Here is a 13,078-nt window from a genome sequence, read left to right as displayed (position 1 = left end):
TCAAAGCGCTTGAGCCACAACGCCTGCGATGATGTCTGCGGGCGCTGAGACAATCCCGACAGCGCTCAATTGGCCACCGATGGCGAGCGACGCGATGCCGTGCACCAGCGACCAAAGCGGCCCGGCCACCTCTCGCGGGTCCCGACCCGCGACGATCCCCGCCTCCTGGCACTTGACGATCGCGTCCAGCAGGTCGCCGAACGCCTGCTCACCGGCGACAGCCATCCCCTGCTGCTCGGCCTTCAGCGACTCCGCGCCGAACATCACCTGATAGTGGTCGGGATGGGCAATGGCCCATTGCACATAAGCCCGGCCGAGCTCGACGACCCTCTTCCTCGGATCCGACACGCGCTCGGCAGCGGCACTCAAGACCGCGTGCAATTCCTGAAATCCCTGTTCGGCGACGGCGGCCAGCAGCTCGGCCTTGTCCGCGAAATGCCGGTACGGAGCTGCGGCACTGACCCCCGCACGCCGCGCAGCCTCCGTGAGGGTGAACCCTCTCGGGCCCTTTTCGGCCACCAGCGATAGCGCGGCGCTGGTCAGCGCGCGTTTCAGGTCGCCATGGTGATAGGTCTGACGCCGGCTGAGGGCCAACGGCTTCGCTGACATGTTGACGACATTAACATTCTGATCTATGTTAATGCTATTCACATTGGCGACCCAGGAGACGAAATGTCGAATCTGCCTGAAACAACATCCACGCTCGCCGGCACCGGCGATCGGGAGAAGACGGCTGACCTACTCGGTCAGGCGCTTGCGCAGGGCTACCTGCAGGTGGACGAGTATGACCAGCGGCTGCAATCGGTGTTCCAGACGCACACGACCGAAGAACTGCGCGAACTCACCGCGGGCCTGCCGGTCGATCGCATCCGGCGTCACGATCCCCGCCGGCGTGCCGCTCGCATCGCCGCGGCACGCCGCGGAGTGCGCGCACATCTGTACGCGTACCTCGCCATGTGCGCCATCGTGCTCACCGTCTGGGCAGCGGTCGCGCTGACGACCGACGCGACCTACTTCTGGCCGATCTGGCCCATCCTCGGGGCGGGAATCGGACTCGTCAGCCATACTTTCTCGATACCGGGCGCCAAGCAATGGCACTGGCTACCAATGCTTCCGGCCACAAACCACCGAGAACGCTTGCAACCGTGGTGACCCCTTGCGCACCAACGTAGTCCGGCTGCAGTATGGCTAGTCGTGGCGCGAACATGGTTGTCGATCAGGGTCGACCTAGTCAGCGGTCGCGGCGAGGTTTACTGGCCGCGGCCCGGCCGAATCTTCGCCGCCAATCGCACCCATCGGTTCAGTCAACTCGCTGAGGCGATCGACGTCGCCTTCGCCCGCTGGGACCGCTCGCATCTCTGCAAATTCGAGCAAAGCGACGGCCGGGTGATCGGCCAGCCCGAGTTCGACGACTTCGACCAGGGCCTCGTCGATGCCGGGGCGACAAAATTGTCGACACTGTCGTTGGGTGAGCAGTTCGTCTACGAGTTCGATTTCGGCGACGGTTGGACACATCTGTGCACCGTGGGGCCGGAATTGATTGATCCGGAAGACGAATTGGGGATTCTGCCGAAGTCCCCGCTCGCCTACTTCGGGTGGGGCGATATTCCCGACCAGTACGGTCGCCGGTGGATCGACGATGACGGCGAGGAAGACGAGCCACCGGATCCTGAATTAGGCGACCTGCCGCCATTGCAGCCGGGCTGGGGCCCGCAGATCTGACGCGGTCCGCTGGCTATTGCAAGCTATCAATTCTCTTGCGCAGCATCTGCGCGAGCAACTTCGTCTGCCGCTCATCGAAACCGATTGCACTGCATTTGTCCGGCCAATCCTGTGCGGCATCGACAATCGCGTCGATCATCCTCGTGATCGCGCGTGGCCGTAGACCGAGGTGTTCGCCTGCCGCCACGAAGTCGGCGCGGGCAAGACGATTCGCCCGGCCAAATAGGTTAAGCGCCATGGGATCCCGCCACCGCATATAGGGTTGCGTGCACAGCAGGTCGTACGCGGGCGTGGGTTGCCAAACCCCGTCCGGGTTGTAGATCGACAAGTTCTTACCATGCAGGTCGCCGTTGCCGATAAGCCAGGAAAAAACAACGATTTTCAGCAATTCAAGGATCGCGGCCGGCCGGGAGCCGCCGCCGCGTCCGCACGTATCGGCCAGCGCTGTAATGGCGGTCTCGGTTTTGATGCGGTATTTCGACGCGGGATAAATTCCGGCAACCTGGCATGCATCCTCTTGCGCTATACGCGTTGTCCCTGCCCGGTCGAATCGGGTCACCAGCAGGGCACTACTCCCCTCGGCATCATGCAGCAGCGATGTCGCGGCGACCCGAAGCCCGCACGCGGCGGCCATCGTCATGAAAAAGTGCTCGTTCTCGACGATCAGCGGATACTGGACGGGATTGAGCTTGAGTATCGCCGGCCCGGAACGGGTCTGGGCCGGCGTCGACAGCATCGCGGCGCTGACCTTCGGCTGTACACCGGCCAGACCCACGGGGTCTGCATCGACCGAACCGGTCAGCCGTGCAAACACGGCACGAAAGTCGTTGTCGCGGTCGGGCTCAAACATCGGCAGTGGCCGAGCCGGTGCGGCACCCGCCGGCACGACCCGCACGTTGCCGATGGTGTCTGCGCCGATCGCCAGCAACAGCGTGAGGTGGTCGTCGGCCGAGGTTTTCGTCGACGACGTCACCACGCCGAGCCGTACTCCCTCGGGGAGAAGCCCTGCGAAGAACGGCGGAACGGCCCCTCCCGTGCTGAGGACGGGATATTTGCCGGACCGAAGTAGCGACCACGACACCGATCGTTCCCGAACACTTGATTGGGCCGGATGTTGGTCGGCGTTGTAATCGAAGCTGATCGTGTCCGAGCGTTCGCGAGTCAGACGACCAGCGAGGTCTTCGCCGATGTACACGTCAGCCTCGGTGACGTCCCGTAGATCGAGGCGGCGGGATCTGGTCATTCAGCCGCTACGCTCACGTCGATGGACATGCCGAGGATCTCGGCGATCTGGACGACGGACCCGAACTTGACCGCACCGCTTCCCCGTTCGAGCGACTGAACACTGGAGCGCGAGACGCCGGCCAAGTCGGCCAAAGTCTGTTGGGTGAGGCGCAAGGCAACGCGTCGCTCAGCGAAGGCCCGCCCTATGCGTGTTATATCAGGCATAGAGCGGTCCAGTCGGGGGCTGGTCCGCCTCGGAGTTGCCACCTCACTCCTTGTGCTTGGAATTACATGCATAAACAGCATGCGCCGCTGCCGCAGGGGCTGTCAACCCTTCTATGCTTTATCCTGCAAGCTTAAACTTGGCGGCCGACTCGCGGCGCTCGGAGGGGCAAACCGAGGGGCAATTTTCAAAAGCGCTATCGGGTCCGCTAGCACGTTCGTGAGTCGTGTCATGTTGCAGTGCCCGGCCGACCCGAATATATTGCGCCCGTGGTTATTACGTCGCCGTAGCGTACTGCAACACGGGCTCAGCGGAATCGACATGCCCATAGCTGATAATCCGCAGCCGATTCGGCCGTACCTCGTAGACGACGCCGTCGACCGGATTGGTGACATCGAACCCGTCGTCGGCGCGCTCGGCATTAAAGAGCTCGATGTGGGCGCCGTCGCGAATCCGCTCGCCGCGATAGTAGTAAGTGCCGCTGAGGTTTTTACACACCACCGCCAGTGACTTGGCGGTACGCACCACCGCGGCCGGCGGATTGCCGGGATCGCAGCGGGCGGTCTCGCCCACAAACCCCAACCCGTCGGCGCCCTTCACCGGACGCGACAGCGTCGGCGTCAGCGGTGGCGCCTGAGTCGTCGGGGCCGGAGGCGCCGCCTGTGCCGTCGATGGCGGCGGAGCCTCCGGACCGTTGTGATGAGTCGCACCAACAAGATTCACCGACAACACCAGCCCGGCGATCAACACGACCGCCGCCACCGCAGCCACCACGACGGGCATGCGACCGATCGCCGGCCAACGCCAGGAGGGCCTTGACGCGGCAGACGGCTCGGGAAGGTTGCCAGCGGGCTCGTCGGGTTCTGCGAACGAAACTGTCGGCAACGGGCGCGTCGTCAAGGGCCCGCTTCGCCCGGCCACGGCACCCACCGGTTCGTACGCCGCGAACACCGCCTCGCTGGCGGCTTGGGCGAGCTCGCCCGCGGAAGCGAAGCGCGCGGCGCCCTGCTTCGCCATGCCCCGGGTGATGATGTCGTCGTACTCCCGGCCGACGCCGCGGCGCATGATGCTGGGCCGGGGCGCGGGCGCCAACATGTGCGCGCGCTTCAGCTCCCCCGCGTCCTCGCTCTCGAACGGCGGTTGGCCGGTGAGGCATTCGTAGAGCACGCACGCCAACGAGTACACATCGGTCTGCGGCCCGACGCGCCCGGTGGTGAATCGCTCGGGCGCCATGTAGGTCCGCGAAATCTCCTCGTCGCCCACGGCCTGGGCGATGCCGAAGTCCGCGAGGTAAGTGAAGTGGTCGTGGGTGAGCAGGATGTTCTCGGGCTTGACGTCGAGGTGCACCAGACCACAGGCGTGCGCGGCGTCCAGCGCGCGCGCCACCTGCGCGGTGATCGATGCCGCACGCGACGGTTCCAGCCCGCCCTGTTCGCGCAGCAGGTCTTTGAGGCTGCCGCCGTCGTCGACCAACTGCATGTCGATGAAGGGGACGCCGTCGATCTCGCCGAAGTCATGCAGCGACAGGACATGCGGCTCCTGCAGCCGTGTCACCTTTCGGCACTCGCGCCAAAGGCGTTGCTGGAAGCCAGGGTCCGCGGCCGTCTCGCCACGCAGTAGCTTGAGCGCGACCATCCGGTCCTTGACCGTGTCGTACGCGCGGTAGACCTCGCCCGTTGCCCCAGCGCCGATCAGTGAACGCAGCTCGTACGGCCCGAACCGGGTACCGAGCCGCGAACCGCGGGACGAGGAGGTCACTGCGCAATCCTTTCTCAAGACAGTCCAGCCCGCGGGTTCCCGAATCGGGCGTCGACATAACGTGCGCAGCCTCACGCGTGTCGCTACTCTGAGACGCCGCTGGTGGCCGCTATTGTTCGCCGGCCGGAATCAACACCACTGCGCGAAACTGCGCCTGCCCCACCCTAGCGGCAGCTGCACGTCCACGCAGACCGCAATCGTGAGCCGCACCCCCGATACAGTGAGTCATCGTCCGGCACGTAAGTAGGTGAGGCCTTCGATGACCGACATGACGGCACAGTTCGCGGAGATCGTCGGCGAGCACAACCTGCTGACGGGCGACGCAATTTCCGAGGACTATTCGCACGACGAGGTGCTGACCAAGCCGCCGCAAAAGCCGGCATACCTGGCCAAGCCCGCGGCCGCCGAAGAAGTCGCTCTACTCCTCGAGGTCGCCACGGAGAACCACGTGCCGGTGACGGCTCGCGGCTCGGGCACCGGCCTGTCGGGCGCGGCGATCCCCCGCGCGGACGGGCTGCTGATCTCCTTCGAGCGCATGAACGCCGTGCTGGAGGTCGACGTCACCAACCAGGTCGCCGTCGTCCAACCCGGCGTGACGCTCACCGAACTGGACGACGCGACCGCCGGCACCGGGTTGCGGTACATGGTCCACCCGGGCGAGCTGTCGTCCAGCGTCGGCGGCAACGTCGGCACCAACGCCGGCGGCATGCGCGCGGTCAAGTACGGCATCGCCCGCCACAACGTGCTCGGGCTGCAGGCCGCGCTGGCCACCGGCGAGCTCATCCGCACCGGCGGCAAGATCGCCAAGGTCTCCACCGGCTACGACCTGACCCAGCTGATCGTCGGCTCCGAAGGCACCCTGGCCCTGGCCACCGAGGTGACCGTCAAGCTGCATCCGCGGCTCGACCACAGCGCCACCGTGCTCGCCCCGTTCGCCGACTTCGACCAGGTCATGGAGGCGGTGCCCAAGATCCTCGCCAGCGGCCTGGCGCCCTACATCCTGGAATACGTCGACAACGTGACGATGGCCGCGCTGGTCCATACGCAGAATCTCGAGCTGGGCGTGCCGGATGACATCCGCGACAGCTGCCAAGCGTATCTGGTTGTGGCACTTGAGAATCGGACGGCAGACCGGCTGGACGAAGACGTCGAGAAGACCGGTGAACTGCTCGCCGAACTCGGTGCGGTGGATGCCTATGTGCTCGAGGGCGGCTCGGCGCGCAAGCTCATCGAGGCGCGCGAGAAGGCGTTCTGGACGCTCAAGGCGCTCAACGCCGACGAACTCATCGACGCCGTGGTGCCGCGCGGCGCGATGCCGAAGTTCCTCTCCGGCGCGCGCGGTCTGGCGGCCGCGGCCGGTGGTGCGGCGGCCGGCTGCGGGCACGCCGGTGACGGCAACGTGCACCTGGCCATCTTCTGCCCGGACCGGGACATCCGGAAGAAGCTGCTGACCGACATCTTCGCGCTGGCAATGGAATTGGGCGGCGCGATCTCCGGCGAGCACGGCCTGGGCCGTGCGAAGGCACCGTACTTCGTCGAGCTCGAGGACCCGGTCAAGGTCGACCTGATGCGCCGCATCAAGGCGAGCTTTGACCCCGCGGGCATCCTCAATCCCGACGTCGCGTTCGCTGCGGGCGACCCGTAATTCCACTGGACCGATCCCCGGCGCGCACAGTGAAGCAGCGCACACAACGCCCAGTTGTGTCTTCACAACAGATGACCTCTACTGACGCCGAGGTAGGTAGTGCACCATGGAAATCGCGACCCGTGGGTCCAACGACGAACTTACGGGTGCCTACAGACCCACATCATCGCGATGCCGCGGCCCGACAGCCCGCCCCGCGGCCGCACATCGGCCCGATCTGAGGCCAGATCCGCCATAAGGAACGAGAACGCCACATGACCACCGCACGTCCCGTCAAGACCCGCAACGACGGTCAGTGGGCGCTGGGCGATCGCGAACCGCTCAACCACGCCGAGCAGTTCAAAACCGACGACGCCCCGCTCAACGTGCGCGACCGCATCATCAACATCTACTCGAAGCAGGGCTTCGACAGCATTGCCAAGGACGACCTGCGCGGGCGGTTCCGCTGGATGGGCCTCTACACCCAGCGTGAGCAGGGCTTCGACGGCAGCTGGACCGGCGACGAGAACACTGACAAGATCGAAGCCAAGTACTTCATGATGCGGGTCCGCTCCGACGGCAAGGCGATGACCGCGCACACCATGCGCACGCTGGGTCAGATCTCGACCGAATTCGCCCGCGACACCGCCGACATCAGCGACCGGGAGAACCTGCAACTGCACTGGGTTCGGATCGAGGACGTGCCCGAGATCTGGCGGCGGCTCGAATCGGTGGGCCTGCAGACCACCGAGGCTTGCGGTGACTGCCCCCGCGGCATCCACGGCTCGCCGCTGGCCGGCGACTCGCTCGACGAAATTCTCGACGCGTCACCAGCGATCGACGAGATCGTGCGGCGCTCGCTGAACAACCCCGAGTACGCGAACCTGCCGCGCAAGTACAAGACGGCGGTCTCGGGCCTGCAGGACGTCTCCCACGAGACGCATGACGTCGCGTTCGTCGGCGTCAACCACCCCGAACACGGCCCCGGCCTAGACCTGTGGGTGGGCGGCGGACTGTCCACCAACCCGATGCTCGCCCAGCGGCTGGGCGTGTGGGTCCCGCTGGACGAGGTCGCCGACGTCTGGGAGGGCGTCACCCAGCTGTTCCGCGACTACGGCTACCGCCGGCTGCGCGCCAAGGCCCGGCTGAAGTTCCTGGTCAAGGATTGGGGCGTAGAAAAATTCCGCGACGTCCTGGAGACCGAGTACCTGAACCGCCGGCTGATCGATGGACCGGCGCCCGCGCCGGTCAAGCAGACCATCGACCACGTAGGGGTGCAGCGGATCAAGAACGGCCTCAACGCCGTCGGCGTCGCGCCGATCGTCGGGCGCGTGACCGGCAGCACCCTGTCGGCCGTGGCCGACCTGATGGAGAAGGCCGGCTCCGACCGCGCGCGGTGGACGCCGTTTCAGAAGCTGGTGATCCTCGACGTCGCCGACGACAAGGTCGACGAACTGGTCGCGGGGCTGGAAGCGCTCGGCCTGCCGTCGCGGCCGTCGTCGTGGCGCAAGAACACCATGGCGTGCACCGGAATCGAGTACTGCAAGCTGTCCTTCGCCGAAACCCGCGTCCGGGCACAGACTTTGGTGCCCGAGCTGGAACAGCGCCTGGCAGACGTCGATTCCAGGCTCAACCTACCGATCAGCGTGCATCTCAACGGATGCCCCAACTCGTGCGCCCGCATTCAGGTGGCCGACATCGGGTTCAAGGGCCAGTGGATCGACGACGGCGAGGGCAACTCGGTCGAGGGCTTCCAGGTGCACCTCGGCGGCGGCCTGGGCGAGCAGAGCGGCTTCGGCCGAAAGCTGCGCCAGCACAAGGTCACCAGCGCCGAACTCGGCGACTACATCGACCGGGTGACACGCAAGTACCTCGACGGTCGCCAGGACGACGAGACCTTCGCGTCCTGGGCGCTGCGCGCCGACGAGGACGAATTGCGCTGAGGCTTCGATGAACACACTCGTACTCACCGCACACGGCAGCCGCGACCCCCGGTCGGGCGCCAACGCCGAGGCCGTGGCCGCCCGCCTGGCCATGATGCGGCCCGACCTGGACGTGCGGCTGGCGTTCCTCGAGCTCAACACGCCGAGCTTCGCCGATGTGCTAGCGGGGTTGCCGGACAGCCGCCGCGCTGTGGTCGCGCCCTTGCTGCTGGCCAGCGCGTATCACGCGCGCCTGGACATCCCTAAGCAGATCGCCGACGGCGGCGCCCACGGCGTCCGGCAGGCCGACGTGCTCGGTGAAGACGAGCGGCTGATCGCGGTGCTGCGCCAGCGCCTTACCGAGGTTGGGGTTTCGGAACTCGACGACGACCTCGGGGTGATGGTCGTCGCGATCGGTTCGTCGAACCTCGCCGCGAACGCCCGCACTTCGAAGGTGGCGGCCAGGCTGGCCGTTGGCACCCAATGGGCCGGGGCCACAACGGCGTTCGCCACCCGGCCCGAGGCGTCGGTGGCCCGGGCCGCCGATCAGCTGCGCCGCCGCGGCGCGCGCCGGCTCGTCATCGCGCCGTGGTTCTTGGCGCCGGGCCTCATCACCGATGGGGTGGCAAACTTCGCCCGCGACAACGGCATTCCGATGGCGGCGCCGCTGGGCGCTCACCGGCTGGTGGCCGAGACCGTGCTCGACCGCTACGACGAGGCGCTCGCCGAGGACGCGGCGGCCTGAGCCTTCGACGCCGCCGCGCGGCTGAGGATGTGGCTGAGCAGGTCGCGGATCGCTCCCGGCGGCGGGGTACGCCCGCCGATCCAGATGGCCCGAAACTTACGGCGTAGGTCCAACTTCGGGATGTTGACCGCGTGCAGGCGACCGTCGGCCAGGTCGTCGGCGACGGCCAGCCGGCTCATGGTCGCCGGTCCCGCGCCCGCGAGCACTGCGGCGCGCATGGCCGCCGCGGAGGTCAATTCCAGCACGGGTGCGGCCTGTTCCATGTCTTCGCCGAGCACCTTGCGCAGCGCGGCCGTCAGCGAATCGCGGATGCCCGAATGCAGTTCGCGGGCCACCAGCGGCGTCTGCGCGAGCTCGCGCGCGGTCACCACTCGCCCCCGTCGCGCCCACTTGTGGTCGGGCGCAACCACGATCACCAGCTCGTCCTCACCCACCACGCAGCTTCCCAAACCCTTTGGCGTACCAGGGTTTTCGACAAATCCCAAGTCGGCACTACCATCGCGGACCGCGGCGATGGCGTGGTCACTGTTGGTGGCGGTCAAAATCACCTGGGGCGCGGTCTCGCCGCGCCGCGTCGCCTCGGTCTGCAGCGACAGCAGCCAGTGCGGCATGAGTTGTTCGGAGATCGTCTGACTGGCCGCCACCCTGATGCGTTCGCGGCCTTCCTTGCGCAGCGAACCCAGGCCCGCGTCGACCTCGCCCGCGACCTCGAGCAGGCGGGTCGCCCAGTCCGCAACGATCAGGCCCGCGGGCGTCAGTTGCGAGCCCCGCGTCGTCCGCACGGCCAGGGTGACGCCGATCTGGGCCTCCATCGCGGCAAGCCGTCGCGATATCGCTTGCTGGGTCAGCCCGAGCTCGCGCGCGGCCCGGCCCAGGCTGCCGGTCTCGGCGATCGCCAAAAACGCCTCGAACGAGGCGAGGTCGGGCAACCGAGGGCTCAGCGGCATGGGCGGCGGCTCACAATCAAATCGTGTGACACAACTATAGCTTGTGACACCACAACACGAAGCCTCTATTCACGCCCCCGCCCGAGCCGGAACAATCGGGCGCATGACGCGTGCCGGCTGGTAGCCCCCGCGGGCGCCGTCGCGCTAAATTAGCCAGCCAGACCGCATTTGACTGCTCGCAACCGGCTGACCCCGCTAGCCAGAAGGAAGGACATCACTCGTGGCCTACGTGATCGCCGAACCCTGTGTCGACATCAAAGACAAGGCGTGCATCGAGGAATGCCCCGTCGACTGCATTTACGAGGGCGCCCGGATGCTCTACATCCACCCCGACGAGTGCGTCGACTGCGGTGCCTGCGAGCCGGTCTGCCCCGTCGAGTCCATCTTCTACGAAGACGACCTGCCCGACGAGCACAGCCAATACCTGCAGCTCAACGCCGATTTCTTCACCGAGCTCGGCTCGCCCGGCGGCGCGGCGAAGGTCGGGCTGACCGAGAACGACCCGGCCCCGATCAAGGAGCTGGAGAGCAGAGCAGAGGCGTCGTAGCCGCACCCGTTTCGTAAGGTGAGGCAATGCGGATAGCCCGAATCGTCCACGTCCTCCGGCAAACCGGGTCGTTGGCGGTCACCACCACGACCGCGGCGTCCACCATCAACGCCTACCGGCCGTTGGCCCGCGGCGGATACCCCTCGCTGTTTTCGTGGATGTTCGGGCTCGTTGTCACCGAATTGCCACTGCAAACGCTGCTGACCCAGCTCGGTGGACTGGCGTTGACCGGTCGCCGCCTGACCAAGCCCGTGCGAATAGCCGCGTGGATCGTCGCCGGTCTCTCCGCACTGGGCCTGCTGAACCTCAGCCGCGCGGGCCATCGGGCCAATGTGCCCCTGACCGAGGCCTTGGACAGCGGATTGGGGGCCGACCGGCTCACGGAGTCGGGCGGCCTGTGGCGGCGGCCGTCCGGCGGTGGCACCGCCAAGACCCCGGGGCTGGTGCGCATGCTGCGGATCTACCGCGACTACGCCCACGACTCCGACATCAGCTACGGCGAATACGGCAGCGCCAACCACCTGGACATCTGGCGACGGCCGGACCTCGACCCGGCCGGCAAGGCGCCGGTGCTGTTCCAGATCCCTGGTGGCGCCTGGACGACGGGAAATAAACGCGGACAAGCTCATCCGTTGATGAGCCACCTCGCCGAGCTGGGTTGGGTCTGCGTCGCGGCCAACTACCGGCACAGCCCGCGCAACACCTGGCCCGACCACATCGTCGACGTCAAGCGCGCGCTCGCCTGGGTCAAAGACCACATCGCCGAATACGGCGGCGACCCCGACTTCGTCGTCGTCACCGGCGGCTCGGCCGGCGGCCACCTGACGGCGCTGGCCGCGCTGACGCAGAATGACCCGCAGTTTCAGCCGGGATTCGAGGACGCCGACACCCGGGTGCAGGCGGCGGTTCCGCTGTACGGCATCTACGACTTCACCCGATTCGACAAGACGCTGCACCCGATGATGCCGGCGATGCTGATCAAGTCGATCATCAAGCAAAAGCCCTCCACACACCTGCAAACGTTCGAGGCCGCGTCACCGGTCAACCACGTACGCGCCGACGCTCCCCCGTTCTTCGTCCTGCACGGCACCAACGACTCGCTGGCCTACGTCGAGCAAGCCCGCACGTTCGTCGAGCGACTCCGCCAGGTCAGCGCGCAGCCGGTGGTGTACGCCGAATTACCGCTCACCCAACACGCTTTCGACATCTTCGGCTCGGTCCGCGCCGCACACACCGCGGTTGCCATCGAGCAATTCCTCGCCGAGATCTACGCAGCGCACCTGCGGGCCGATGTCGTTGCGGCCCCCGAGGTGTCGTAACCGCTAGGACTTCGGACGCACTCCCGCGGCGCGGTACACGAACAGCGGTTCCACCGGAAACCGCAACGTCGTCCTGGGTAGTGCTTGCAGCACCTCGTCGCGAATCCTCTTCTTGTAGTTGAGCTTCATCGAGCCGCTGAACGCAGCGTCGACTCCATGAAGGTCGATGTCAATGCCGAGTCCCTTGCCGGTGATGGTGGCCCGGCCCGGCCCGAAGTCGGTGTCCCACGGGCAATCGACGGACCGCAGGTTGGCGTCGCCGCGCGCGGGAAAGGTGGCGACGATTCGGGCGGCGCTGAACGCGAACCCACCCGCATACCGCGAGACGCCGGAGGCCGAATACACCCCGGGCACATGGCCACTGAAGTGGCGGACCACCCCCACCCGGCCGGCGCTGAAAATGATCCCCTCGGCGTCGAGTTCCGCACGCAGCGCCGCGGGCAACTGGCCGATCTGGGACAGATTGCGAAGGAATCCGAACACGTCCGAACCGTAGCCTCGCGACTGGCGTCGCGCAGGCTTATTGCACGGTCACGGTCAGCGTGTAGGTGCACGCCGGTTTGGCGTCCTTACCCACGAAGCTCGTATACGAGGTGCTGACGGTGGTGCTTCCCGGCTTCAAAGCGGCGAACGTCCACTCCTCGTTGCCCGGCGCCCCCAGCGCGTCAGAGGTCGGCTGGACGAACTGATGGCCGAGTTGCTTGATGACGGACGCATCGCCGATGGTCGTGTCGGGCGTCCACCGATACGGGGTGGTGTAGTTCGAGCCCAACTCCACCACCAGGGTGTTGCCGACCGAAAGGGTGACGTTCTGCTTGATCTCACTCTGCGTCAGCACATCGTTCATGGGGACCTGGAGCGTTTTGGTCGACGGCGGGTTTCTGGAGGCGAAGTGGCAGCCCATCACGGTCGACAACATCAGCACGGCGACTGTTGCCAGCAGCCTGACCCTCACCGAATCCCCCTTCGATTTCCCGCCCCGGAGCCTAATAGGTCTGATCCAGACCGAAGATAGGCGACGACGCCGCGGATCGCCGCGTCCGGCAG

14 protein-coding genes are annotated in these 13,078 nt (G+C 66.4%); 7 read left to right on the top strand and 7 right to left on the bottom strand.

Annotated elements, in window-relative coordinates:
* The gene (locus tag AC5Y30_RS01675; RefSeq protein WP_499915731.1) at positions 1 to 609 is read right to left on the bottom strand and encodes a TetR/AcrR family transcriptional regulator; all 609 of its coding nucleotides are present in this window, start codon (positions 607 to 609) and stop codon (positions 1 to 3) included.
* A 63-nt stretch (positions 610 to 672) separates the two neighbouring features.
* On the opposite strand from AC5Y30_RS01675, the gene AC5Y30_RS01670 reads away from it, so the two are divergent.
* Positions 673 to 1,152 (top strand): DUF1707 domain-containing protein, encoded by a 480-nt coding sequence (locus AC5Y30_RS01670; protein ID WP_499915729.1) that lies wholly within the window; start codon positions 673 to 675, stop codon positions 1,150 to 1,152.
* Between the two features lie 42 nt (positions 1,153 to 1,194).
* Positions 1,195 to 1,722 carry an IS1096 element passenger TnpR family protein gene (locus tag AC5Y30_RS01665; protein ID WP_499915727.1) on the top strand — a complete coding sequence of 176 codons (528 nt, stop codon included), beginning with the start codon at positions 1,195 to 1,197 and terminating at the stop codon, positions 1,720 to 1,722.
* Between the two features lie 13 nt (positions 1,723 to 1,735).
* Here the strand turns inward: AC5Y30_RS01665 and AC5Y30_RS01660 are convergent, their stop codons facing one another.
* The 3 genes from AC5Y30_RS01660 to AC5Y30_RS01650 all read right to left on the bottom strand — a co-directional run bounded on the left by AC5Y30_RS01660 (position 1,736) and on the right by AC5Y30_RS01650 (position 4,927).
* Entirely contained in the window at positions 1,736 to 2,965 is a 1,230-nt protein-coding gene (locus AC5Y30_RS01660) for a type II toxin-antitoxin system HipA family toxin (RefSeq protein ID WP_499915725.1), read from the bottom strand.
* Positions 2,962 to 3,171, bottom strand: coding sequence for a helix-turn-helix transcriptional regulator (locus AC5Y30_RS01655; RefSeq protein WP_499915723.1), 210 nt, complete (start codon positions 3,169 to 3,171; stop codon positions 2,962 to 2,964). The genes AC5Y30_RS01660 and AC5Y30_RS01655 overlap by 4 nt, the downstream gene beginning before the upstream one ends.
* A gap of 274 nt (positions 3,172 to 3,445) precedes the next feature.
* The gene (locus AC5Y30_RS01650) at positions 3,446 to 4,927 is read right to left on the bottom strand and encodes a serine/threonine-protein kinase (protein ID WP_499915721.1); all 1,482 of its coding nucleotides are present in this window, start codon (positions 4,925 to 4,927) and stop codon (positions 3,446 to 3,448) included.
* 259 nt (positions 4,928 to 5,186) lie between these two features.
* On the opposite strand from AC5Y30_RS01650, the gene AC5Y30_RS01645 reads away from it, so the two are divergent.
* The 3 genes from AC5Y30_RS01645 (at position 5,187) to AC5Y30_RS01635 (ending at position 9,218) form a co-directional block, all read left to right on the top strand.
* Positions 5,187 to 6,572 carry an FAD-binding oxidoreductase gene (locus AC5Y30_RS01645; protein WP_499915719.1) on the top strand — a complete coding sequence of 462 codons (1,386 nt, stop codon included), beginning with the start codon at positions 5,187 to 5,189 and terminating at the stop codon, positions 6,570 to 6,572.
* A 254-nt stretch (positions 6,573 to 6,826) separates the two neighbouring features.
* Positions 6,827 to 8,494 (top strand): nitrite/sulfite reductase, encoded by a 1,668-nt coding sequence (locus AC5Y30_RS01640; RefSeq protein ID WP_499915717.1) that lies wholly within the window; start codon positions 6,827 to 6,829, stop codon positions 8,492 to 8,494.
* Positions 8,495 to 8,501: 7 nt separating this feature from the next.
* Positions 8,502 to 9,218 carry a sirohydrochlorin chelatase gene (locus AC5Y30_RS01635; protein WP_499915715.1) on the top strand — a complete coding sequence of 239 codons (717 nt, stop codon included), beginning with the start codon at positions 8,502 to 8,504 and terminating at the stop codon, positions 9,216 to 9,218.
* Here AC5Y30_RS01635 and AC5Y30_RS01630 read toward each other — a convergent pair.
* Positions 9,182 to 10,165 carry a LysR family transcriptional regulator gene (locus tag AC5Y30_RS01630; protein WP_499915713.1) on the bottom strand — a complete coding sequence of 328 codons (984 nt, stop codon included), beginning with the start codon at positions 10,163 to 10,165 and terminating at the stop codon, positions 9,182 to 9,184. The two genes, AC5Y30_RS01635 and AC5Y30_RS01630, sit on opposite strands and share 37 nt — an antisense overlap.
* Before the next feature lie 220 nt (positions 10,166 to 10,385).
* Here AC5Y30_RS01630 and fdxA point away from each other — a divergent pair, with 220 nt between their 5' ends.
* Together fdxA and AC5Y30_RS01620 are read left to right on the top strand one after the other, a co-directional pair.
* Positions 10,386 to 10,712: a ferredoxin gene (gene fdxA / locus AC5Y30_RS01625; protein ID WP_499915711.1), complete on the top strand. Its 327-nt coding sequence runs from the start codon at positions 10,386 to 10,388 to the stop codon at positions 10,710 to 10,712.
* A gap of 26 nt (positions 10,713 to 10,738) precedes the next feature.
* Positions 10,739 to 12,031 (top strand): alpha/beta hydrolase fold domain-containing protein, encoded by a 1,293-nt coding sequence (locus AC5Y30_RS01620; protein ID WP_499915709.1) that lies wholly within the window; start codon positions 10,739 to 10,741, stop codon positions 12,029 to 12,031.
* Positions 12,032 to 12,034: 3 nt separating this feature from the next.
* Here AC5Y30_RS01620 and AC5Y30_RS01615 read toward each other — a convergent pair whose 3' ends face one another.
* Both AC5Y30_RS01615 and AC5Y30_RS01610 read right to left on the bottom strand, forming a co-directional pair.
* Positions 12,035 to 12,514, bottom strand: a complete 480-nt coding sequence (locus tag AC5Y30_RS01615; protein ID WP_499915708.1) for a hypothetical protein — start codon at positions 12,512 to 12,514, stop codon at positions 12,035 to 12,037.
* A gap of 37 nt (positions 12,515 to 12,551) precedes the next feature.
* On the bottom strand, positions 12,552 to 12,986 hold the full coding sequence (locus AC5Y30_RS01610) for a protease inhibitor I42 family protein (RefSeq protein WP_499915707.1): 435 nt from the start codon (positions 12,984 to 12,986) through the stop codon (positions 12,552 to 12,554).
* Positions 12,987 to 13,078: the final 92 nt, after the last annotated feature.

This window comes from Mycobacterium sp. NGS27 (assembly GCF_059813005.1).
This window is presented reverse-complemented; position numbering and strand designations above follow the sequence as displayed.